At 61.0% G+C, this 22,492-nt stretch carries 22 protein-coding genes and 1 tRNA gene; 16 read left to right on the top strand and 7 right to left on the bottom strand.

Annotated features, from left to right (window positions below):
- The first annotated feature begins 51 nt into the window (after window positions 1-51).
- From SFU85_09615 to SFU85_09605, 3 genes are all read left to right on the top strand, one after another.
- Window positions 52-127, top strand: a tRNA-Gln gene (locus SFU85_09615).
- Between the two features lie 72 nt (window positions 128-199).
- Window positions 200-592, top strand: coding sequence for a YkvA family protein (locus tag SFU85_09610; protein MDX6767036.1), 393 nt, complete (start codon window positions 200-202; stop codon window positions 590-592).
- Between the two features lie 62 nt (window positions 593-654).
- Window positions 655-1,680, top strand: a complete 1,026-nt coding sequence (locus SFU85_09605) for a peptidylprolyl isomerase (protein MDX6767035.1) — start codon at window positions 655-657, stop codon at window positions 1,678-1,680.
- Here SFU85_09605 and upp read toward each other — a convergent pair.
- The 3 genes from upp to SFU85_09590 are packed head-to-tail and all read right to left on the bottom strand — an operon-like array spanning window position 1,662 to window position 2,729.
- The gene (gene upp, locus SFU85_09600; protein ID MDX6767034.1) at window positions 1,662-2,282 is read right to left on the bottom strand and encodes a uracil phosphoribosyltransferase; all 621 of its coding nucleotides are present in this window, start codon (window positions 2,280-2,282) and stop codon (window positions 1,662-1,664) included. The genes SFU85_09605 and upp overlap by 19 nt on opposite strands.
- Window positions 2,266-2,484 carry a DUF1232 domain-containing protein gene (locus SFU85_09595; protein ID MDX6767033.1) on the bottom strand — a complete coding sequence of 73 codons (219 nt, stop codon included), beginning with the start codon at window positions 2,482-2,484 and terminating at the stop codon, window positions 2,266-2,268. Before SFU85_09595 ends, upp begins: the two co-directional genes overlap by 17 nt.
- A gap of 8 nt (window positions 2,485-2,492) precedes the next feature.
- On the bottom strand, window positions 2,493-2,729 hold the full coding sequence (locus tag SFU85_09590; protein MDX6767032.1) for a hypothetical protein: 237 nt from the start codon (window positions 2,727-2,729) through the stop codon (window positions 2,493-2,495).
- Between the two features lie 288 nt (window positions 2,730-3,017).
- On the opposite strand from SFU85_09590, the gene fabD reads away from it, so the two are divergent.
- The 9 genes from fabD (at window position 3,018) to SFU85_09545 (ending at window position 11,917) form a co-directional block, all read left to right on the top strand.
- Window positions 3,018-3,941 carry an ACP S-malonyltransferase gene (fabD, locus tag SFU85_09585; protein MDX6767031.1) on the top strand — a complete coding sequence of 308 codons (924 nt, stop codon included), beginning with the start codon at window positions 3,018-3,020 and terminating at the stop codon, window positions 3,939-3,941.
- Entirely contained in the window at window positions 3,928-4,671 is a 744-nt protein-coding gene (fabG, locus tag SFU85_09580; protein MDX6767030.1) for a 3-oxoacyl-ACP reductase FabG, read from the top strand. The genes fabD and fabG overlap by 14 nt, the downstream gene beginning before the upstream one ends.
- A 103-nt stretch (window positions 4,672-4,774) precedes the next feature.
- Complete coding sequence (acpP, locus tag SFU85_09575; protein ID MDX6767029.1) at window positions 4,775-5,020, top strand: acyl carrier protein; 246 nt, start codon at window positions 4,775-4,777, stop codon at window positions 5,018-5,020.
- 81 nt (window positions 5,021-5,101) lie between these two features.
- Window positions 5,102-6,349 (top strand): beta-ketoacyl-ACP synthase II, encoded by a 1,248-nt coding sequence (fabF, locus tag SFU85_09570; protein MDX6767028.1) that lies wholly within the window; start codon window positions 5,102-5,104, stop codon window positions 6,347-6,349.
- 27 nt (window positions 6,350-6,376) lie between these two features.
- Window positions 6,377-6,613 (top strand): 50S ribosomal protein L31, encoded by a 237-nt coding sequence (gene rpmE, locus SFU85_09565; protein ID MDX6767027.1) that lies wholly within the window; start codon window positions 6,377-6,379, stop codon window positions 6,611-6,613.
- 193 nt (window positions 6,614-6,806) lie between these two features.
- Window positions 6,807-7,886, top strand: coding sequence for a peptide chain release factor 1 (gene prfA / locus SFU85_09560; protein MDX6767026.1), 1,080 nt, complete (start codon window positions 6,807-6,809; stop codon window positions 7,884-7,886).
- Window positions 7,887-7,992: 106 nt separating this feature from the next.
- Complete coding sequence (locus SFU85_09555) at window positions 7,993-8,508, top strand: sigma-70 family RNA polymerase sigma factor (GenBank protein ID MDX6767025.1); 516 nt, start codon at window positions 7,993-7,995, stop codon at window positions 8,506-8,508.
- A 16-nt stretch (window positions 8,509-8,524) separates the two neighbouring features.
- Window positions 8,525-10,807 carry a VWA domain-containing protein gene (locus SFU85_09550; GenBank protein MDX6767024.1) on the top strand — a complete coding sequence of 761 codons (2,283 nt, stop codon included), beginning with the start codon at window positions 8,525-8,527 and terminating at the stop codon, window positions 10,805-10,807.
- Between the two features lie 447 nt (window positions 10,808-11,254).
- Entirely contained in the window at window positions 11,255-11,917 is a 663-nt protein-coding gene (locus SFU85_09545; protein MDX6767023.1) for a VTT domain-containing protein, read from the top strand.
- Window positions 11,918-12,285: 368 nt separating this feature from the next.
- Here the strand turns inward: SFU85_09545 and SFU85_09540 are convergent, their stop codons facing one another.
- Together SFU85_09540 and SFU85_09535 are read right to left on the bottom strand one after the other, a co-directional pair.
- Window positions 12,286-13,119 (bottom strand): hypothetical protein, encoded by an 834-nt coding sequence (locus tag SFU85_09540; protein MDX6767022.1) that lies wholly within the window; start codon window positions 13,117-13,119, stop codon window positions 12,286-12,288.
- A 10-nt stretch (window positions 13,120-13,129) separates the two neighbouring features.
- On the bottom strand, window positions 13,130-14,812 hold the full coding sequence (locus tag SFU85_09535; protein ID MDX6767021.1) for a sodium:solute symporter: 1,683 nt from the start codon (window positions 14,810-14,812) through the stop codon (window positions 13,130-13,132).
- A gap of 44 nt (window positions 14,813-14,856) precedes the next feature.
- Between SFU85_09535 and SFU85_09530 the strand changes: the two genes are divergently transcribed.
- The 3 genes from SFU85_09530 to SFU85_09520 are packed head-to-tail and all read left to right on the top strand — an operon-like array spanning window position 14,857 to window position 17,480.
- Entirely contained in the window at window positions 14,857-15,876 is a 1,020-nt protein-coding gene (locus SFU85_09530; protein MDX6767020.1) for a TerC family protein, read from the top strand.
- 48 nt (window positions 15,877-15,924) lie between these two features.
- Window positions 15,925-16,635 (top strand): exopolysaccharide biosynthesis protein, encoded by a 711-nt coding sequence (locus SFU85_09525; protein ID MDX6767019.1) that lies wholly within the window; start codon window positions 15,925-15,927, stop codon window positions 16,633-16,635.
- A gap of 35 nt (window positions 16,636-16,670) precedes the next feature.
- Complete coding sequence (locus SFU85_09520) at window positions 16,671-17,480, top strand: prohibitin family protein (protein ID MDX6767018.1); 810 nt, start codon at window positions 16,671-16,673, stop codon at window positions 17,478-17,480.
- A gap of 219 nt (window positions 17,481-17,699) precedes the next feature.
- Here SFU85_09520 and mnmG read toward each other — a convergent pair whose 3' ends face one another.
- On the bottom strand, window positions 17,700-19,580 hold the full coding sequence (gene mnmG, locus SFU85_09515; GenBank protein ID MDX6767017.1) for a tRNA uridine-5-carboxymethylaminomethyl(34) synthesis enzyme MnmG: 1,881 nt from the start codon (window positions 19,578-19,580) through the stop codon (window positions 17,700-17,702).
- Between the two features lie 276 nt (window positions 19,581-19,856).
- On the opposite strand from mnmG, the gene SFU85_09510 reads away from it, so the two are divergent.
- A complete protein-coding gene (locus tag SFU85_09510) occupies window positions 19,857-20,435 on the top strand; it encodes a DUF4410 domain-containing protein (GenBank protein MDX6767016.1) in 579 nt (192 codons plus the stop codon).
- 587 nt (window positions 20,436-21,022) lie between these two features.
- Here SFU85_09510 and SFU85_09505 read toward each other — a convergent pair.
- Window positions 21,023-22,120, bottom strand: a complete 1,098-nt coding sequence (locus tag SFU85_09505; protein ID MDX6767015.1) for an MBG domain-containing protein — start codon at window positions 22,118-22,120, stop codon at window positions 21,023-21,025.
- Window positions 22,121-22,492 lie beyond the last annotated feature (372 nt).

The raw sequence follows: 22,492 nt of genomic DNA, 5'->3' as shown, positions 1-22,492 counted from the left end.
GGGTTGAGGGTTGACCGCACTGGGTCGGGCTGATAAGTTTTTCCACTCTACTGCCCCGTGGTGCAATTGGTAGCACACCAGATTCTGGATCTGGGTGTTCATGGTTCGAGTCCATGCGGGGCAGCCAATTTTTTCGGGCCTCTTCCCTCCCCCAACGGTCAGGCCCTTGCCCCCAAAACCGGTTTTGCTATGTTTTCGCATGACCGCCCGTCTGCCTAGAAAAGCGCAAAGCCTCACCTCATTCATCACGCAGGGAGCTTCGGCTCTGACCCTGGAGCAACTCGAGGCCTTTCCAAACCGGGTGCCCGCGCTGAAGCGCAAGCTCGGACGACTTCGCAAGGAAGGGCACACGGAGCTCGACCACACAGCACAGCGCCTGCTGGCCTATGCCCTCGCCGCCCTGCTGGGCCAGGCCAAGCCCTTCCATCCCCGGACCATGTTCAGTGCGATCTTCGCCCTGAACTATCTGCTCAAGGGTTTTGACGCCATCCCTGACAGTGTTCCCAAAATCGGCCTGGCCGACGACCTGATCATCCTGAAACATGTGACCCGCGAGCACGATGCCGTCCTGCGTGCCTTTGAGGCGGGATGATCACGCCACCGTTCAAACATCCGTATTGTTTTCCCGGGGGCCGCTGCCATGCTGCGCGCCTCATGAGATCCCTCGTCCCCGCTTTTTTGGCGGTCCTCCTGGTCGCGGCCTGCGCCCCGAAAAACCCCAACCATCCCAAGTTTGTCGTCGCGGAGGTCCACGGGAAGAAAATCACCCGCGCCCAACTCGACGGGGAAATCGGCCACTTGGTCAAGCGGATCGGCATTGCCCCGGACCAGCTCAACCCCGAACAGAAGGGCAGCATCGAGTGGTATGCCGTCAACGACCTGGTCGACAAGGAAATCATCCACCAATCCCTCAATGAGAAGCAGGCCGCGGAAATCAAAACCCAGGTCGACGAGCGTCTGGCCGGTATCCGCAAGCAGTTTCCCAGCCAGGAAGCCTACGAGCAGGCCCTCAAAGCGGAGGGCATGACCGAGTCCGAGATTCGCACCGACATGACGCACGACGCCGGTATGGCCAAGCTGGTAGAGGCCGGCATCCCCGGTGGTCTGCAAGCTTCCCCGGAAGAGGTGGCCGCTTTTTACAAAAACAACCCGCAGCTCTGGAAGGTCCAGGACCAGGTGCGCGCGCGCCACATCCTCATCCGCGTCGAGCCCAACGCCAGCATCGAAGAGGTCAACACCGCCAAAAAGGCTGCCGAAACCGCACTCGCCCGGATCACGAAAGGCGAGGATTTTGCCAAAGTGGCGTCCGAACTCTCGCAAGAACCCGGCAGCAAGGATCGCGGGGGTGAGCTTCCCCCTTTCGGCAAAGGCCAGATGGTCCCCGCCTTCGAACAGGTGGCCTTCGCCACAGCGGTGGGCAAGACGAGCAAGGTTTTCAAAACCGATTACGGTTTCCACTTCCTCCAAGTGCTGGACAAGAAGCCGGCCCGCACGGTCCCCTTTGAGGAAGTGTCCGCCCGCATCGGCCAGGCCGTGGTTGCACAAAAGCGCACCGAATCCGGCCGCAAGCTCATGGCGGAATTGAAGGGCAAGACCCAGGCCAAAATCAACCTTCCCGAGCCGAAGCGTCCGCAGCCCCAGGATGGTCCTCCCGGAGCCGGTCAGGTGGTCCCGAATTGACGGTCGCCGGCGTCGCCCAGCCCGGGCAGGATGAACCCCCGGGCGTCCAGTTGACGGTCCAGGGCCGCGATCAGCAAGGGCGTGTCCGGATGGGCCGCCCTCACTTCGCGCACCCCTTCGGGTGCGGCCAGGCAACAGATCAATAGCAAATCAGTCGCGCCCAAAATCTTCAGCCGGCGAAGGGCCTCCACCGCACTGTGTCCGGTGGCCAGCATCGGGTCCAGCACCATCACCGTCCGCCCGGACAGGTCCGGGGGCGTTTTTTCAAGGTAAACCGTGGGCAGCAGGGTGCTTTCGTCGCGTTTCAGACCGAGGTGGCCCACCGCGGCCTCGGGGAAAACGCTTTGGAATCCTTTGAGCAGGCCCAGTCCGGCGCGCAGGATCGGAACCAGGCAGATGGGTTTGTCGATGCGGTCACCGGTTGTTTCCTCCAGCGGGGTCCTGATCGGACAGGGACGGGTGGTCAGTTTCCGACCCGCTTCCACCGCCAGGATGATGCCCAATTGCTCGACCAAGCGGACAAATTCCTCCCGGCCGGTCCTGGTCTCGCGCATGCGGGCCAGCCGGTCGCGGCCCAGAGCGTGGTCAAGGACGGTCAGCACCGGGGTCCTCCTTGGCTTGCTTGAGGGGTTTTTGGCGCAGGACACCAATGGCCCAAATGAGGATCGCTCCAGCCGCACCTTCGTCAAGGTTGCCGAAGCCGGGGATGTTGTCGGGAATGAATTCGAAGACCCCGAAGGTGGGATTGAGCAGATAAAGGATGCTCAGGAGGGCGGCCAGGCCTGCGACAAATTTATTCTTCATAGGTGGATTCAGATGGAACGGATTTCTCCCAGACGGGCCGACCATGGGTCGATGGCAATCAGGCGAAGGTCCAGCACGCGGTCATAGTAATCCCGAATCTGTTCCTCCGACCAGTGCGGATTGCGTTCCCGGATCAAATCCAGTGTCCAAGCCTTGGCCAGTTCCAGTTCTTTTTTCGTCAGGCGTTTGACCTGTCGCCGGTAAAGCTGTCGGTTGGCTCGTTCCGATAGTTTCAGGAAGTCCACGACCCAGATTAATCCACCACTTGCCTCTGGCAATCTCGGGATGCAGACCTGGGCCTGCTTGGAAGCGCAGACCCAGATGACAATCCATTTTATCTGCCAATAATGACCGGGCACTATCGTTAAAGATTTTCCATTTACGGAATATTGCCCACAGTTTGGAATTGTTTTGTCTTCCTTGTTGGCCCGCTACGCGTGAGCTTTGAAAATAAGGTTTGTATCCAGCAAGGATTTTCGCTTTAACGCTCGGTTGCAGGGGGCTCATTGGCCTCTTCCACGGACTTGTTTTTCATGAAAACCGCACTTCTCTTTTCCGGCCAGGGCGCCCAGCACGTGGGGATGGGCCGCGACCTCGTTGAGGTCTCACCGGAAGCGGCGGTGCTTTATCAGGAGGCGGACCGTGTCCTCAACAACGGTTTTTCCACTGTCTGCTTCGACGGCCCGGAGGAACGTTTGACCGACACCAGTTATTGCCAGCCCGCCCTTTTTGTCCACGGTCTGGCCCTTCTGGCCTTGTTGCGGAAAGAAAAACCCGCCTTCTCGTTTGTCGCCACTGCCGGGCTTTCGCTCGGAGAGTTCACCGCCCACACCGCCGCCGGGCATTTTTCCTTTGCCGACGGCCTGAAGTTGGTCGCGGCCCGCGGCCGTTTGATGCAGGAAGCCTGTCTGGCCACCGAGGGGGGGATGCTCACGCTCATCGGCGCCACCCCGCTGCAGGCCGAGACGCTCGCCAACACCAGCGGTCTCCAGATCGCCAATGAAAATTGTCCGGGTCAGATCGTGTTGTCCGGGGAGAAGGCCCTCATTCCCGCCGCTGTGGAGAAAGGCAAAGCCCTCGGCTTGAAGCGCGTTCTGCCGCTCAATGTGGCCGGCGCCTACCACTCCCGCCTGATGCAGTCCGCCCAGGACGGGCTCGCCCCGGTGCTCCAAGCGACCCCGGTTTCCCCCAACGCGCTCCCCACTTTCAGCAATGTCACCGCACAGCCCGCTCTCGACGAGGCTGCCATCCGCGACACCCTCCTGCGCCAGGTCACCGGAAGTGTCCGCTGGCAGCAGTGTGTCGAAGGCCTCATCGCCTCGGGGGTGGAACGCTTCCTCGAACTCGGCCCCGGCAAGGTTCTGGCCGGCATGTGCAAGCGGATAAACAAAGACATTCCTTGCCTCAGCGCCGGAAATGCGGAAGAACTGAAGGGCATCCTCCATGAACTCGCTTAAAGACCAGGTCGCCATCGTCACCGGCGCCAGCCGCGGTATCGGTCGGGCCGTCGCCCTCCGTCTGGCCGCCGAAGGCTGCCACATTGCCGGGGTCAGCCGCAGCACGGAATCCGCACAGACCCTTGCCGCGGATATCCAGGCCCTCGGCGTCACCTACCGCGGCTACGGCGTTGACGTCGCCGACACCGCGGCGGTTGCCGCCGCCGTGGACAAGATCCAATTGGATTTCGGCCGCATCGACATCCTGGTCAACAATGCCGGAATCACCCGCGACACCCTCATCATGCGCATGAGCGACGAGGATTGGCAGGCGGTCATCCAGACCAACCTGACCGGGGCCTTCAACTGGATCCGGCCCGTGACCAAGGTCATGATCAAGGCCCGCAGCGGCCGCGTGGTCAACATCGGCTCGGTCATCGGCCTCCACGGCAACGCCGGCCAGGCCAACTACGCCGCCGCCAAGGCCGGTCTCATCGGTCTGACGAAATCCGCCGCCAAGGAACTTGCCGCCCGCGGCATCACCGTCAATGTCATCTGCCCCGGCTTCATCGAGACCGACATGACCGGCGCGCTCAAGGACGACCTCAAGGCCAAGTTGCTGGAAAACATCCCGCTGAAACGCTTCGGCACCCCGGATGATGTCGCCCACCTCACCGCTTTCCTTTGCGGTCCCGCCTCTTCCTACATGACCGGCCAGGCCCTCACGGTCGATGGTGGACTCTTCATTTGAAACGCCCACACTCCATTTTTCTGTTGCCAAAAGCTTAAACCCGAACATAACACCCTCAGCGATCACCGCTACCAACCCGAATCAGACAGCCCAGGAGATAACCATGGCCGAAAAATCCATCGAAGAGAAAGTCAAAGACATCATTGTCGAACAGCTCAGCGTCAACGCCGAGCAAGTCACCCCCGAAGCCAAATTCATCGAAGACCTCGGTGCCGACTCCCTTGATGTGGTCGAGCTCGTCATGGCCTTCGAGGAACAGTTTTCCGTCGAAGTTCCCGATGAGGATGCTGAAAAGCTCCAGACCGTCGGCGACGTCGTCAAATACATCGAAGAAAAGCAGGACAAGTAATCTTGTTCAGCTAGGCTGTCGTGACAGGGCACCCGCTCCGGGTGCCCTTGTTGTTTCAACTGTGCGGAGAATCGATTCCGAATGAGTGGCAGACGCATCGTGGTAACCGGCATCGGGGTCCTGACCCCCTTGGGCAACGACCTGCCCTCCACTTGGGCCAACCTCCTGGCCGGTCGCAGCGGCATTGCCCCCATCACCCGCTTCGACGCCACCGGCTACTCCACCACCTTCGCCGGGGAAGTGAAGGGCTTTGAACCCGCCGGCGCCTTCAAGAATCCCAAGGACGCCCGCCGCTGCGACCGCTACACCCAGCTGGCCTTCGGTGCCACCAAGCAGGCCTTCGCCGACTCCGGCCTCGACCCCGCCCGCCTCGATCCCACCCGCTGCGGCGTCATCGTCGGCTCCGGTATCGGTGGACTCCAGACCCTTGAGGAACAACACTCCGTTCTTCGCGACAAGGGCCCGGGTCGCGTCTCCCCCTTCATGATCCCCATGATGATCAGCAACATCGCCTCCGGCCTGATCGCCATCGATTTCAATTTTCAAGGACCCAACTTCGCCATCGTCACGGCCTGCGCCACCTCCAACCAGTCCATCGGCGAGGCCTGGCGCCAGATCCGCGATGATGAAGCCGACGTCATGATCGCCGGCGGCAGCGAGGCCGCCGTCGTGCCCCTCGGCCTCTGCGGCTTCGGCTCGATGAAGGCCCTCAGCACCCGCAACGATGCCCCGGAAAAAGCCTCCCGGCCCTGGGACAAGGACCGCGATGGCTTTGTCCTCGGTGAGGGCGCCGGCATCCTCATTCTGGAAGAGCTCGAACATGCGAAAAAACGCGGGGCCCGTATTTACGGGGAAATCGCCGGTTACGGCGCCAGCTGCGATGCCTACCACATGACCAGCCCGACCCCCGACGGCAGCGGGGTGGCCCGCGCCATCACCAGCGCCATGCGCCATGCCGGGGTCAACGGGGCGGAAGTCGACTACATCAACGCCCACGCCACCTCGACCAATCTCGGCGACATCGCTGAAACCAAAGCCCTCAAACTGGCCCTCGGAGAAGAGGCCGCCCGCAAGACCTGGGTCAACTCGACCAAATCCATGATCGGCCACCTCCTGGGTGCCGCCGGGGCCGTGGAAATGGCCGTCTGCCTCAAGGCCATCGAAACCGGGGACGTCCCCCCCACCATCAACCTCGACGAGCCCGACCCCGAGTGCGATCTCGACTACGTCCCCAAAACCGCCCGCCACAAGGATGTCCGCGTCGCCATGAACAACTCCTTCGGCTTTGGCGGACATAATTCTTGCGTCATCGCGCGGAAGCTGGTTTGATTTCCGGCTCACTTTAAGGAACACACCATGAAAGCCGGAATCCATCCCGAATACCTAGAAGCCACCGTGACCTGCGCCTGCGGGGCCACCTACCACACCCGTTCCACCGTCCAGGACATCCGCATCGGCATTTGTGCCGCCTGCCACCCCTTCTTCACCGGCACCCAGAAGTTCGTCGACACCGCCGGACGCATCGACAAGTTCAAGAAGCGCTTCAGCACCACCCTCACGGCCGCTGCTTCCAAGCCGAAGAAGCGCAAATAGCGAACACACCGGAAGCGCCCCTTCCCAAAGGCGCACCTCAAAGGACAGGCCTCCCCCGTGGAGCCTGTCCTTTTGTTTTGTCATAGAAGGGCGAGCGGCTCTCCAACCCTTGCTTTCGGCTTTCAGCGATCAGCGCGTTACTCACTCCCCATTCCAAAATCAGAAATCAGAAATCTAAAATCAGAAATCCTTCATGGACTTCACCCCCCACACCACCCGCTTCCGCAAGCGTTTCGCCGAATTGGAGGACCTCCTCGGTTCCCCCACACTTTACGACGACCCGGCCAGCGCACAGAAGCTGACCAAGGAACACAGCCGTCTCAAGGCCGCCTTGGCCGCCGCGGCGGCATGGGAAAAAATCGGACGTGATCTGGCCGACAATCGGGAAATGGCCTCCGGCAACGACCCCGACCTGGCGCAGATGGCCAAAGAGGAAATTCCCAGCCTCGAGGCCCGCCTCCCCCTGGCCGAGCGCGAGCTCCTGACCTTCATCCTTCCCGCCGACCCCCACGAGGACCGCAACACCATCGTGGAAATCCGTGCCGGCACCGGGGGAGATGAGGCCGGACTCTTTGCCGCCGACCTCTTCCGCATGTATTCACGCTACGCCGAGCGCACCGGGTGGAAACTCGATGTCATGGACTGCAGTCCGGGCGAGGCCGGAGGTTACAAGGAAATCATCTTCAGCGTGGTCGGGACCAACGTCTTCCGCGCCCTCCGCTTCGAAAGCGGGGTCCACCGCGTCCAGCGCGTTCCCGCCACCGAGAATCAAGGCCGCATCCACACCTCCGCCGCCACCGTGGCCGTGCTGCCCGAGGCCGAGGAAGTCGACATCGAACTCAAACCCGACGACCTCCGCATCGAGGTCTGCCGGGCCGGGGGCCCTGGAGGGCAGGGGGTCAACACCACCGACTCCGCCGTCCAAGTCCTGCACAAACCGACCGGCATGATCGTCCGTTGCCAGGACGGCCGCTCCCAGCTCAAGAACAAGGAAAAGGCCCTCAACATCCTCCGCACCCGCTTGCTTGAACAAAAGCAGGCCGAGGAAGCCGCCAAATACGCCGCCCACCGGAAAAAGCAGATTGGCACCGGCGACCGCAACGAAAAGATCCGCACCTACAATTATCCCCAAAACCGCATCACCGACCACCGGATCAACTACACCATGCACAATCTTTCCGGATTCATGGAAGGGGACATCGGGGAACTCCTGGCCGAACTCCAATCGGCCGACTTCGCCCTCAAGCTGGCCGAACTCGATCCCGTTGCTTGAGAATCATTCTGCAGCCGGGGAATCCTCTCCCCGGATTTCTGACATTTTTCTAAGATTCCTCCCCGCCAGCGCGTCATGGACTTCGAATGCAACCTTCCATACCCTCATGACCGCGACCATGGACAAGCCCCACGCCTCCTGGCTGCAGGAATCGTTCACCGCCTATGAATCGCGCCTGATCCACTACGCCCAGCAGTTTGTCGGCGACTGGGAAACGGCGCGCGACGTGGCCCAGGACAGCTTCCTCAAGCTCTGCCAACAGGAACCCCGCAAGGTCGGCGACCCCCCGGGGGCCTGGCTTTACCGGGTGGCCCGCAACCGCGCCCTCGACATCCTCCGCGCCCGCAAGCGCTACCCCCAGGACGAACTCGACAGCGTCGAGGACACCCTGCCCCACCCCGGCACCGAAACCCCCGACCCGCGCCTGGCCCAGGTCTGGGAAACCCTGGGGAAACTCACCCCCAAACAACAGGAGGTCGTGCGCCTGAAATTCCTCCACGGCCTCAGTTACAAAGAAATCCGCAAAGTCACCGGCCTGAGCGAAAGCAACATCGGGTTCATCATCCACTCCGCCGTGCGCGAACTCCGCGACCGCCTCCAGGAACCCGGAGCCCGGCAATAAAAAAGGACCACCACAAATGAAAACAATTTACGAAGATCCCCGCCTGACCGCCTACGTGCTCGGCGAAATGAACGAGCGCGACAAAACGAAGTTTGAACAAGAAATCCACGACTCGCCCGACCTGGCCCGCGCGGTGGAGGAAATGAAAGAAAGCGCCTCGCTCTTCAGCGGGGCGCTTCCCTTGGAAGCCGCCGACCTCGGCCTGAGCATGGCCCAGCGGGATAAGGTCCACCGCGCCATGAGCGGTGAAAAGAAACCCACCCGCCGCTGGGCCTGGCTGCCGCAGCCGTTTTCCCCGGCGGGCAGTTGGGCCGGTGCGACGCTGGTCCTGTGCCTCGGCGCCTGGCTGTGGGTGTTCACCGATGCAATGAATACCAATCATCCAAATCCAACAGAAATGGGTGTTCTCAAGCCGGTAGATCAAAAAAAGGAAGTATGGTCCGGAATCCGATTGGACGAAGAAGCGCCCGAGGAGGCTAAAGTCAGCGAGAAACCTTTGGGCGATGAACTTCTCGCTCAGGGGGCTACAGAGCCACTCATTTCATCCGCGCCCGCTGCTTCGGATGTCAGCGTGCTCTCCAGCAACCTGAGCAACCGCAGTATTGTCACCCCCTCAGCCGCACCGGCTCTCCCGGCGGTCACCACCGCTCCGACGAGCGCAGCTGCGGTGGCCGGGGCTTCCGGTTCCTCCTCGGGCTACGGCCGAGCGGCAGGGGAGAAGTCCAAAGATCAGCTCAATCGCGTGGATGAGAGGTCACGCCGCCAAGTGGAAAAGGTTAAGCAAGACACCGCTGCATTCGGCATTGCCGACGCGGATTATTCAAACGACTTCCGTGACAAAAAACCCGAAACCCGCGCCGAGGCCCCCGGGGAAGCCTATGAAGCCCTTCGCGACAATGCTTTCAAACGCGTGGCCGACATCGAAAGCGGCACCTCCACCTTTGGCGCCGACGTCGACACCGCTTCCTACAGCAACGTCCGTCGTTTCCTCCAGGACGGCCAGCTCCCGCCCCGCGACGCCGTCCGCATCGAGGAATTGCTCAACTACTTCCCCTACGACTACCCCCGCAAGGCGGAACGCGGCCCCTTCGCCACCTCGGTGGAAATCGCCTCCGCCCCCTGGGCCCCCCAGCACCGCCTGGTCCGCGTCGGCCTCCGGGCCCAGGATGTGGCCGCCCAGGAACGTCCGCCCATGAATCTGGTCTTCCTCGTCGATGTCTCCGGCTCGATGAGTTCGGAAAACAAGCTCCCGCTCGTGCAGAAAGCCCTCAAGCTCCTGACCCGTAATCTGGAAAAACGCGACCGGGTGGCCATCGTGGTCTATGCCGGGTCCACCGGGTTGGTCCTCGATTCCACCGCCGACAAGGCCGCCATCCTCGAGGCCATCGACCGCATGCAGGCCGGGGGTTCCACCAACGGCGAGGGCGGCATCCGCCTGGCCTACCGCGTGGCCGCGGAACACTACCGTGAAAACGGCATCAACCGCGTCATCCTCTGCACCGACGGCGATTTCAACGTCGGTGTGACCGACCGCGAGGACCTCGTCTCCCTCATCGAGCGCAAGCGGAAAGAGGGCGTCTTCCTCAACATCTACGGCTTCGGCATGGGCAACCTCAAGGACGCCACCCTCGAACAACTGGCCGACAAGGGCAACGGCGCCTACGGCTACATCGACAGCTTCGCCGAAGCCCGCAAGGCCTTCGTCGAACAACTCTCCGGCACCCTCGTCACCGTGGCCAAGGACGTCAAATTTCAGATCGAATTCAACCCGGCCCAGGTCGCCGCCTGGCGCCAGATCGGCTACGAGAACCGCCAACTGGCCCGCCAGGACTTCAACGACGACACCAAAGACGCAGGCGAAGTCGGCGCAGGCCATACCGTCACCGTGCTCTATGAAATTGTCCCCGCCGGAGGAGAAATCCCCTCTGCCCCAGAGGCCCACCGCTACCTGGCCGAAAACCGGAAACCTGAAACGGGAAGCTTGAAATCCAGCAGCAACGAACTCTTGTTCCTGAAAATCCGCTACAAAGAACCCAAGGAAGATGAGAGCAAATTACAAACCTTTGCCGTCAAAGATGGGGGCAACACGTGGCAGAAGGCATCACCTGATTTCAAATTCGCCGCCTCGGTGGCTTCCTTCGGGATGCTTCTGCGCGAGTCCCCCCATGCCGGCGCCTCGAACTGGGGACAGGTCTTGGCCCTTGGTCGCGCCGGCTTGGGAGAAGACCCCCAGGGCTACCGCAGCGAATACCTCCGCCTGGTCGAAACCGCCCGCGACCTGTCGGGTATCCGTAACTAAGCAGCTGTTCACCGCGAAGGGCGCTAAGCTCGCGAAGTCCTTCGGACTTCTACCAGGCAACTTTTCGATTCACCGATCAGTGAGTTTCAATTCAACCCCGATCCTTATCGGGGTTGAACTGCTTTATAATGCCCTCAATGCCATAAGTTTTTGCTTCGCGTTCTTCGCGTCCTTTGCGGTGAACTGCATGGATCCTGCTTATACCAAATCACATTGACTGGGAGACGGGTTCTTCGGGAGGGCGAGGCTCCCGCCGAGCCGGGTTCAGGTCGGAATACCAGACGCGGCTCAGCCCCGCACGCTTGCGGGGGAGCCAGGAGCTTCGCCCTCCCGTAAGGCGCATTATCGCCTACTCAAGGTGATTTGGAGTTAGATCCCATTCGGATCTATCCGCCGCCTTTGATTGGCAGTTGCCGGGAGATGGGTGCGCTGCTATCACCACCGGACATGATCGAGACCTTTTCCCACTGGCTCCATTCCCTCTACTCCACCGACGGCATCACGCAGATCATCCTTTCCGGCGGCGTGCTGGTTCTGGTGGCCATCGTTTTTGCCGAGACCGGGTTGTTGGCGGGTTTTTTCCTTCCCGGCGATTCCCTGCTGGTCACCGCCGGTGTGATCGCGGCCAGTCCGGCCGCGCAGGGGCAGCCGCTCTTCAACATCTGGGTGCTGTCGTTGGCGGTTTCGGCGGCAGCGGTGATCGGTGACCAGGTGGGCTTTTTGCTTGGGCGCAAAACCGGCCAGGCCATTTTCCAGCGCGCCGATGGACGCTTCTTCAAGAGGCGCTACATCCAGGAGGCCCATGACTTCTACGTCCGTCATGGCGGCAAGGCGGTGGTGGCGGCCCGTTTCATGCCCATCATGCGCACTTTCGTTCCCTTCGCCGCCGGAGTGGCGGATATGCCCTATCGCCGTTTTGTCGGCTTCAATGTGATGGGTGGTGTCTTCTGGGTCTTCAGCATGCTCTGGCTGGGTTACTTCCTCGGCCAGACCCCCTTGGCCAAAAAACTCCACCACATCATCCTCGTGGTGGTGGTCATATCCGTGCTTCCGATCGTCATCGGAGTGGCCAGGCGCTGGTGGGCGTCCCGTTCCGAAACCAATGGCTGATCCGCTTCCGAAGTTGATCGAAGTTCGGACACGCCCGGGTGGGGATGTCGGGGTTTTTTGCCTGCGCGGGCTTTCTGCGAATGAAGTATTGGGAGAGCTGACGGGTATTCCCCTGACTGCGCCCACCCGTTACTCGATTCGGATGGATGGCATCCACTATGATGCGGAACCACCCTACCGTTTTTTGAACCATTCCTGTTCGCCCAACGCCCGGTGGCGCGGAAAACGGCTGGTGGCCCTCCGGGATATCCCATGCGGGGAGGAAATCACTTTTGATGATCTGGAAACAGAAGACGTGAGTGCGGCTCCTTTTGTCTGTCAATGTGGAGTATCCGGATGCCGGGGGAGCGTCGAAACGTTGCCATCTGCTAACCGATAGACGGTATCCCCGCCGCCAGCGAGTGGGTCAGCGGATTATCCAGCAGGGAAGCCGTTGGGCCCCCGACGGTTTTGTTGACATCGAGGATGACCGGTTTTCCCTCACGGAGGATGTAATCGATTGTTCCGTAATCCAAATGAATCCGATCCCGGTAGGCAATGACTTCGGGGTCGATGGCACAGGTTTCCTCGACCAGCTTCTGGTGCCATCGCAGGACGGGGTCCGGGCCGATCAACTTGAATCCCGCCTGCACCGTTCCGAGGAAGTAGGCCGTTCGCACCACGAAGGTGTCGTTCTCTTTTTCCTGAAGGAAGCGTTCAACAACGAAGTCCCGATTCTTCCAGAGGTGCCTGGGAACAGCCCGCGGTGAATCATAAATCCGGTAGGCGAGCGTGCGGCCCAGGCGGTGGCCCTGGAAGAGGGCCCAATGCTCCAGCAGGGGCAGCCGGGCACCACCTTTGCGGTAGGCATTGCTTTCGGGGACTCCCGCGTTGTTCAGATTGGTTTTGACCATGACCGGTCCGTCGAGGTCCGTGGGAGAGGCGAGGACATGGTTTCTCCCCGGGAGCGAGGTCTTGCGGATGTCGCGGATCTTTCCATTGAGGACCACGGGATAGCGGGCGGCGGCGCGGAGGAAGCGTTCCGGCACGACGCTCAGATCGACGTGCACCAGGGCCAAGTCGCCCGGCGGGAGATGGCGGGTTCCAGCCACATGACAAACGTCGATCCCGCGTTCCACCCATTTGGCGGCCATGGCATGGATGTAATACTCCTCGATTTGCCGCGGGTCGTGACGGTCATGGTGGATGATGACGAGGCGCATGCGGCGGTCTTCAATCCCTGGCGGGTGAGGCGGCCATGGATTCCATGCGTGAGGTCGGAGTGTGGAAGGCCAGGGCGACCAACACGGTGACCAGGGTGCCCGCGGTCACGCGCCAGGGGAAAGCGAGGGTGGGCATCCATTCGGGCAGGATGGATATCTGAATACCAAGGGCATGCAGGGGCACCTCGGGGAGGCGGCACAGCCAGGCCACCACGACAAATCCCGAGGCCATGGCGATGGCGTTGCCGGTATCGCTACCGCGCGTCCGGGTGGCCAGGCCGACGAGGAATACCCCCAAGAGAGAACCGTAGGTGTAGCCAAATATGCCCAGCACAATCGGGATGATGCGCGAACCGGGGATGTGGATCACCGCCCAAGCGGTGGCGATGCCGACCGCTGCCAGCAGGGCCGCGAATCCCCAGGTGGCGGTCTGCATGGCGCGGACACTTCCACCCGTTTGTCCTTCCCCCGTCCCCGAATGGCCCAGCCAGTCGCGGCAGAACGAGGTGGCCAGGGCATTGAGCGCCGTGCTCAGGGAGCCCATGGCCGTGGCCAGGACACCGGCCACCACCAGCCCGCGCAACCCGGGCGGCATTTCGTGCAGGATGAAATACGGGAACACGTGCGGGTTTTTATCCGGCAGGTTCGGGTCGGGATGGACCTGATAGAAGACGGACAGGAGGATGCCGATGAAAAGAAAGGAGAGCACCACCGGCATGTCGATGATTCCGGACAGGACCACGGCCCAGGCGCTGCGTTTTTTGTCCGGGGCGGTGAGCATGCGTTGCACCATGTCCTGGTCGGTGCCGTGGGTGGCCAGGGTGACGAAGGTGGCACCCAGCAGGGCGGTCCAGAGGGTGTATTCCTCCTCGAAGATCATTTTCACCCAGGCCCCCGCCCCGGTTCCTTCCGGTTGGCCCCAGGTCAGGAAGAGCATGTCCCCGGGACGCGAGAGATCGCCGGTGACCGCGGCCAGTCCGCCGGGTATGGCGCTTAACAAGTAATAAATAGAAAAACAGACCGCCGCCGCCAGCACACCGACCTGCAGGAGATCGGTCCAGATGACCGCCTTGATGCCGCCGATGGCGGTGTAGATGGCCGTGGCCAGGGTGACGACCACGACCGCCCCGGCGTAGATCATCATCTGGCCGGCGGGCGAGGGTTTGCTGCCGGTGGCCATCTCAAAGGCCAGCGCCACCAGGATGGCCGATACATACAAGCGCGTGCCGCTGGCCAGCAGGCGGGTGACCAGGAAGGTGGCCGAGGCCCAGGAACGAGTGCGTGGTCCGAAGCGGATTTCCAGGAATTCGTAGATGGAAACGACTCCGTGCCGGTAGTAGGCCGGGATGAACAGGGCGCCCACGATCAGTCGGGCCAGGATGGTCCCGATGGCCAGTTGGGCGTAGGTGAAATTGCGTTTGGCAAACCCTTCGCCCGGGGCCCCCAAGAAAGTGGCGGCGCTGATTTCTGCGGCCAAAATCGAGGCCAGAACCGCCCACCACGGCATGTTGCGGTCGCCCAGGGCGAATCCGCGCACATCGTCGCCCCCGCGTCGCTGGCTCCAGCCGATCCAGGCGATCATCCCCGCGTAAGCGGAAATGACCACCGCGTCCCACATCCATCCGTGCATGCGGTGCAGGATATCGTTTCCCCCCTTGCGGTCACGCGGTTTGTGGGGAGATAAATTCGGCACTTGGGCCCTTGACGTTCCTATCGCCCCCGCTACGTTGCCCGCCCGTGACTGATTACTATCTGTTCCCCTTCGCCGACTACTGGTGGTTCTATGGACTCTTCACCCTCTTTGTCTTTGCCATGCTGGCCTTGGACCTGGGGGTCTTCCACCGCGAGGCCCATGAGGTCAGCTTCAAGGAATCCGCCGTTTGGACGGTGATCTGGATCGGTCTGGCGCTGGTCTTCAACGCGCTTTTCTATTTTTACGCCGATTGGAAATTCGCCCAGGACGCCCGTTTGCTGGCCATCCCGGGATTCGACGCCGCCGCGGCCGCCAAGCAGGTCGGCTTGGAATTCCTCACCGGCTACATCGTGGAAAAATCCCTCGCCGTCGACAACATCTTCGTCTTCGTCGTGGTCTTCACGTTCTTCGCCGTCCCGCCCAAATACCAGCACCGCGTCCTCTTCTTCGGCATCCTCGGGGCCCTGTTGTTCCGCACCATCTTCATCGGTCTGGGCAGCATGCTGATGCAATACCACTGGGTTGTCGTGCTCTTCGGCGTCTTCCTCATCGCCACCGGGATCAAGATCCTCTTCGCCCCGGAAAAGCCCATCGACCCGGAAAAAAACATCGTCATCCGGTTGCTGAAAAAAATCCTGCCCGTCACGCCGGAATACCACGGTCAGAAGTTTTTCGTCCGCCTAGCCGGCAAGCTCTTCGCCACCCCGCTCTTTGTCGCCCTGGCTTTCATCGAGTTTTCCGACATCGTCTTCGCCGTCGATTCGGTCCCGGCCATCTTCGCCATCACCAAGGAACCGCTCATCGTCTTCACCTCGAACATCTTTGCCATCCTCGGTCTGCGGGCCATGTATTTCATGCTCGCCGGTGTCGTGCACAAGTTCCGCTACCTCAAATACGGCCTGGGTCTGGTCCTGGTGTTCGTGGGCCTCAAGATGGTCTGGTTGAACGCCGCCTTCGACGGCAAGTTCCCGATCACCTGGTCGCTCGGCATCATCGTGCTGCTCATCGGTGGCTCGATCGCTTTCTCGCTCTGGAAAGCGGCCGGGGAGAAGTCGACCGCGTGAGGATTTCTTTCCCCTCGCCTGTTGGCTTTTCTTAGCTAGTGGTGGTGAATGGAATCACCCCTTCCGAACGCGCCGGTGATCCTGGGTGGGCAGCGACTTTCGGCCCAAGTGCGTGCCTTGGCCGCGGCCTGCAAGGAAGGCGATGTCACCCTGGGCGAGGTTTCCCGCCTGCTCCAAGGTCGCGGGATGTGCCTGTTCTTGGTGGTCCTGGCCCTGCCGTTCTGCCTCCCGGTCCCCATGCCCGGACTCTCCACCCCTTTCGGTTTTGCCATCATGATCCTGGGTTTCCGTTCGCTCTTCCGCCAGAGCGAGAATCTCCCTGGGGTCATCGCCGGGCACCGGGTTTCGCCCCGCATCTTCGGCCCGCTGCTGCGTTCGGTCGCCGGGGTGTTGTCGATGTTGGAAACGCTGATGGGCTCGCGCTTGCATTGGATCATGGATCACGAACCGGGCCGCCGCGTGGCCGGGGGCATGATCGCCATCTGTGGGTTCCTCCTCATGCTCCCCCTGCCCATCCCCTTCACCAACGTCTTCCCGGCCTTTACCGTGGTCCTGCTGGCTTGTGCCATGGTGGAACACGATGGGGTCACCGCATTGGTTGGGTTGATCTTTTTCCTGATCACCGTGGCCCTGTTTGCCCTCATCGCCTGGGGTGGTGCGGCGGCGGTGGACTGGGCCATCGACTGGTTGGTGCAAAGTTTCCGGCCCCGGGACGAAATGGCCATTCCCCTGCCCGACCTGGCCGCCCCCGGCCCGTGAACCATTCTTAATTACACAACATCAAGGAGTTACATATGAGCTATGAAGATAATGGACGGACGATGCTGGGATTTGGGGCCTTCGGCGTGTTGGGCCTTTTGTTTTTGGGACTGTTGTTGCTTTTCGGCTGCTGGAGTATTGTCCCACCGGGCCATCGCGGCGTTTCCGTGACTCTGGGCAAGGTGGATCCGGTGGCCCGCGGCGAGGGCTTGACCTTCAAGAAGCCGTTCATGGAATCCATCATCAAGATGCCGGTGCAGCAAATCACCCAGGGCGGCACCGCCTCCAGTTTCAGCTCCGACCTGCAAACGGTGCAGGTTTCCTACGCCGTGCTCTACCGCATCCCGGAAACCAAGGTGGTCGAACTCTTTCAACAATACGCCGGCAATCCCTACGCCACTTTGGTCGAACCCCGCGTCCAGGAAGCGGTCAAGCAAGTGACCGCCCTCTACAAGGCCGAAGAGTTGGTCAAGAGCCGCGAGAAGATCAAACAGACCGTCCTCGGCAAGGTTCAACAGGAACTGGCCGGACTCATCGACGTGCGCGACATCCCGATCACCAACATCGATCTCACCGACGAACTCGAGCGCGCGATCGAACTCAAGCAAGTCACCGAGCAGCAGGCCCTGGCCAAAGAGTATGAACTTCAGAAGGCCCGCAAGGAAGCCGAGATCACCCTCGTCAACGCCAAGGCCGAAGCCGAATCGGTCAAGATCAAGGGCGAAGCCCTGGCCAATTCCCCCCGCGTCATCGACTTGGAAATCGTCAAGAAATGGGACGGCAAGACCCCCCAAAGCGTGGTCACCGGTCAGGGTGGATCGAACATCATCCTGCCGCTGCGTTGACGGCTGCTTCTAGAGCGCTTCCCATTCAATGGGCGGCAATTCCCAATCGTTTCTCTTACTCGCTCTCGTGCTCGTTCTCTCCATCCATGAGAGAATGAGAAAGAGTAAGAGTAAGAGAACGATTAGCAGATTAAGCGCAAAACGCTTTTTCCCTCAGCGTCTCAGCGTCTCAGCGCCTCTGCGCGAGCCTCACGGCATCCGCTCGCGGTGAACCCTTGCTCAAGAAATCGGGGTCGCCTCGGGCCGCCCCCGCTTGACCCAGATGGCCAGGATGGAAAGGTCGGTCGGGTTGATCCCGGAAATGCGCGAAGCCTGGCCGAACGACGCCGGGCGGATCTCCTTCAGCTTGATCCGTGCCTCCGTCTTCAAACCCTGGATCTGGTCGTAGTCCACCCAGTCGGGAATCGCCCGGTCCTCCATCCCACGTGTCCGTTCGATGATCCCCATCTCGCGTTGAATGTAGCCGGCATACTTGATGTCCGTCTGCACCTGCTCGGCAATCTCGGAAGGTTCCACGTGGAACATTTCGGGTAGATCGGCCCAAGTGAAGTCGGGCTTCTTCAGCCAGTGGGCCAGGCTTTGGCCATCTTTGCGGGTGGCTTCCAGCCGGGCTTTGAGGTCATCGATGGCCCGGGCTTTGGCCTGGGTGCGGGACAAGCGCTCGGGCGTGGCCAGGCCGATCCCGGCCCCGATTTCGCTCAGGCGGAGGTCGGCGTTGTCTTGGCGCAGGAGGAGCCGGTATTCGGCCCGCGAGGTGAACATGCGATACGGCTCCTTGGTGCCCTTGGTCACGAGGTCGTCGATCAAGACCCCGATGTAGGCCTGGTGGCGACCCAGGATCAGTGGGGCCTTTCCTTGCACCTGGAGGGCGGCGTTGATTCCGGCCATCAGGCCCTGCGCCGCCGCTTCTTCGTAGCCCGAGGTGCCGTTGATTTGACCGGCAAAGTAGAGCCCGCCCACGGGTTTCGTTTCCAGGGTGGGATGCAGTTGGGTCGGCGGGCAGAAGTCATACTCCACCGCATAACCCGGACGGATGATCTCGACATGCTCCAATCCGGGAATCGAACGGATGAAGCCATACTGGGCCTCGATGGGCAGGCTGGTCGAACAGCCGTTGATGTAATACTCCGCCGTGTGCAGCCCCTCGGGTTCGAGGAAGACCTGGTGGCTGGCCTTGTCGGCAAAACGGACGATCTTGTCTTCGATCGAGGGACAGTAACGGGGACCGATGCCTTGGATGATCCCGCAGTAGAGCGGCGACTGATCGAGGTTGGCCCGGATGATCTCGGCCGTGCGGGCGTTGGTGTGGGTGATCCAGCAGGGGCGATGTTCCACGTGGAACAATGCCGGGTCCTTCTTCCACGAGTTCAACGTGAAGAGGTCCTGCGGGCCTTTTTCGATCGTATCGGCCAGGTAGCTGAAGGAGGGGGGAGGGGTGTCGCCGTCCTGGCGCTGGAGACCGGCGAAGTTGATCGTCCGGCCATTCAGCCGCGGAGGTGTGCCGGTCTTCAGGCGCTCGACTTGGAAGCCAAGTTCGCGCAGGCAGTCGGAAAAGCCGCTGACGCCGTCGCCCATCCGGCCCCCCTGGGCGTTGCGCAAACCGACGTGCATGAGGGCGCGAAGGAAAGTCCCGGTGGTGATGACCACCGTGCGGGTGTGATACCGCACGCCCATCGGGGTCTGCACGGCTACCACTCGACCGTCTTCCACTTCCAACTGACTGATCAGGCCCTGTTGCAGGTCGAGGTTTTCCTGCTGTTCCAGGGTGTGCTTCATCCGGAATTGGTAGGCCTTCTTATCGGCTTGAGCCCGAGGGGCGCGGACGCTCGGGCCCTTGGAGGCGTTGAGCATGCGGAACTGGATGCCGGTGGCGTCGGTGTTCAGGCCCATCTCCCCGCCGAGGGCGTCGATCTCCCGGACCAGGTGGCCCTTGGCCAGGCCGCCGATGGCCGGGTTGCAACTCATCTGGGCGATGGTGTCCAGGTTCATGGTCAGCATCAGTGTGCGACACCCCATCCGGGCCGCCGCCAGCGCCGCCTCGCAGCCCGCGTGCCCCGCGCCCGCGACCACGACGTCGTAATGCTCTGGATGGGTGAACATGAGGGAGATAACCTAAACCAACAGCGCCATTCCGCCAAGGGCCAAGGTATACGGTGCGCAGCACAAACAGACCACAGCACTAAGAATCCCGTTTCGGGCAAACGCACAAGGCGGTATCGCTTTGTTAGCCTGGCGCATGGCAGGCCCTCGAGGGTCGACCCTCTATTTCATCTTCGGTCCCGTGGGTTGTCTTGCCTTGCCTTGATTGGGAGAATTGGATAGGTTAAGCGCTCAAACTGAGCCTGCTTCACGTTGGAACCCTTGAATCCCCCCTTTATGAAATATCTCCCGACCGCCCTAGGACTGTGCTTCATACTCACAAGCTGTGCATCCGTCAAAGTTGACGAACGATCCGTGCAAACCACGCAGCCACTCAGCCGTCCTGCGGCCATCTACGTGAGTCAGTTCGACCACACAAAAGGGATCTGGAAGGTCGACCGAGCTGGCAACGATTTGGAGGTTTTCAAGACTAATGCCAGCCTTGAATTGCAACGCATGATGATCGAACGCCTCCCTGAGGTGGCCCCCACTTACGCCACTCCGGATACGTTACCCACCTCTGGGATGCTCATCAGTGGTGAATTTACCCGCGTGAATCAGGGCAGTCGTGCCTTGCGGATGGGGGTCGGATTCGGCGCTGGCGGGACCAAAGTCGAGACGATTGTGCGGATCTACGATTTATCTTTTTCCAGCACTTCGCCAGTTGCCACATTCAAGACTACGGGAGGATCGAATGCGCAGCCAGGATGGCTCGCCGGGGGATGGGTGGCTACGGGCTTGAATGCCACCGGCCTTGAATCCGATTGGGAGAGGACCAGTCGCGAAATCCGGAATTTCATTCTCGAGAGGATTTAAGGTCCGTCAGGCAGGGTCATGCTGCGTTGACCCCACGTAAACGAGGGCCATTCCAATTTAGACAGATGACGATGATTGATCCATTCGCTCGCGGCCTAAAGCTGCCTACAGCCCGCGCCGCCGAATTTTCCGCCGGGGTCTCCCGGTAACCCTCGGTCGGGTTCAATGGCGGGTCCGTGGGGTGGGGGTGGCAGCCCGTGAATCCGAGCATTGACCTAGGTTTGTGATGCGGGCAGGGCGAAACACATGGCGCGCCAAACTACAGCGCTTTGCGTTTAATTAGCAGTGGTTTTAACTCGTTTCTCTTACTCGCTCTCGTGCACGTTCTCTCCCATTCAGAGAGCACGAGAATGAGAAAGAGCACGAGAACGAGTGGCAGATTAAATGCAAAATGCTCTAGAGTGGAATATGCCGGGGCCTACTACCACCTCATGCGCCACGGGGATCGCCGAGAGACGAACTTTTTTCTACGAGCTGGACCGTGAGCTGATTCTGGAAAGGACGGGAAATCAAGCTGGCCCCGCGGCAAAGTTGAATAAAGAAGGTGTGAATGCCTTGAAAAATTCAAGGCCATGGACGGACCGCCATCACGGTGACTGCACGGTCAGGAAGGCTGAGCTGGTGATGAGTTGGGTCCCGGTGAGCCGGCATTTGAAGCGGTGACCGTTCATCAAGGGGTCGACTCCCCGGACGGTCAATGTCGCTGTCTGCACTCCGGTGTAAGTCGCGTTTTCCAAAAGATCAGTCCAAGTGCCGCCCTGGTCGGTAGAGATTTGCCATTGGTAGGTGACCGGCAGGCTCGAAAGACCGACGGTGGGCACCAAGAAGACCGCATCCCGACCGGCGGGAACCGATTGACTTGCGATCGTCAGGATGCCAGAGACGCCTGCGCCGTACACGAAATGGGTGGTGAATGTAGAGGTAAGGCTCGTGGTTCCACCCACAACGAGAGAGCCACTGTTGACGGTCAAGTTTCCGGATAAGTTCAGGGTTGAGTTGCCCTGTTTGATTATAGAGCCTACACCAGATCCCGGATTGATTAATAAAGTCGCACCGGAAAGCGAGCCGGAACCTAACGATAAAGACCCGCCGGAAAACGAGCCGGAACCGCTTGAGGAAGACCGGATAGAGAGCGTCCCACTGACCGACTTGCAGAGGTAATTCGCGGCCTTGGTCTGGGAAAGTTGGATGGGGAAATTTCCGGCGGCACTGGTGTTCTTGGCCTTACAGGTGGCCCGCGGCACGGTCGTCAATACCGAAGGCCCGTCTCCGTTGACAAAGCCCGAGTAGGAAACGGTGAATGCCGGGAGGGCGGCGCCGACGTAGATCCACTGGTTGTCTGCGGTGGCGGTCAGGAGGGCGGGTTTGACCGCGAACTGCACGTCGCGAACCACGGGCTTGAGGTCGGCATTACCCGCCTGGCTGGCACGGATACGAACCACCCCGGCTCCGGTCAGGGTGACGGTCTGGTTTCCGCTCAGTGCGGCAGGCCCGCTGACCAGGGTCAAGACCACGGGAAGGCCGGAGCTGGCTTGGACATTGAGGGAAAAAGGGGCATCTCCGTAGGTTTTGGGCGAGACAGGAGACACCAGCAAGTACTGCGAGCCCCGATAAACCGAGGCCGCCTGGATGTCTGCAAGGGCACAGAGCCAAGAAAGCATCAGAAAAACCCTGCCTAACTTCATCGCAATACGTTAGTCGCCGGCAGGTCTGTGTAAAGTTTAATGCCGTAGCAATTATGGGCTTTGCCTGGGCAAATATGAAGGTGGCTTCTTGGGGGCTAGTCTGATGGGTCGCGTTTGGCGCTGCAGGACGGGCCATTCCACCAGTGCTGAGGCAACGTTGAATGAGGAAAGTGTGCGATGCCTCAAAACATCAGATTCAAACGGCAGTCCTTAGAGCGCATCCGGATAACTCCCGTGGCCCGCGTGATGAGTGCCACCTGCCCGGGCCCGAGGAGGAGTGACCGCGCATATCGGGACGAGATACGCAAGGAAGGGACGACGAAGGGGGCGGGCAGGTGCCGCCATCACCCTCCGGGCTGGGGCCAAAAAGCC

It is taken from the genome of Candidatus Methylacidiphilales bacterium (assembly GCA_033875315.1).
Lineage (GTDB): Bacteria > Verrucomicrobiota > Verrucomicrobiia > Methylacidiphilales > CAZTYG01 > JANRJG01.
This window is presented reverse-complemented; position numbering and strand designations above follow the sequence as displayed.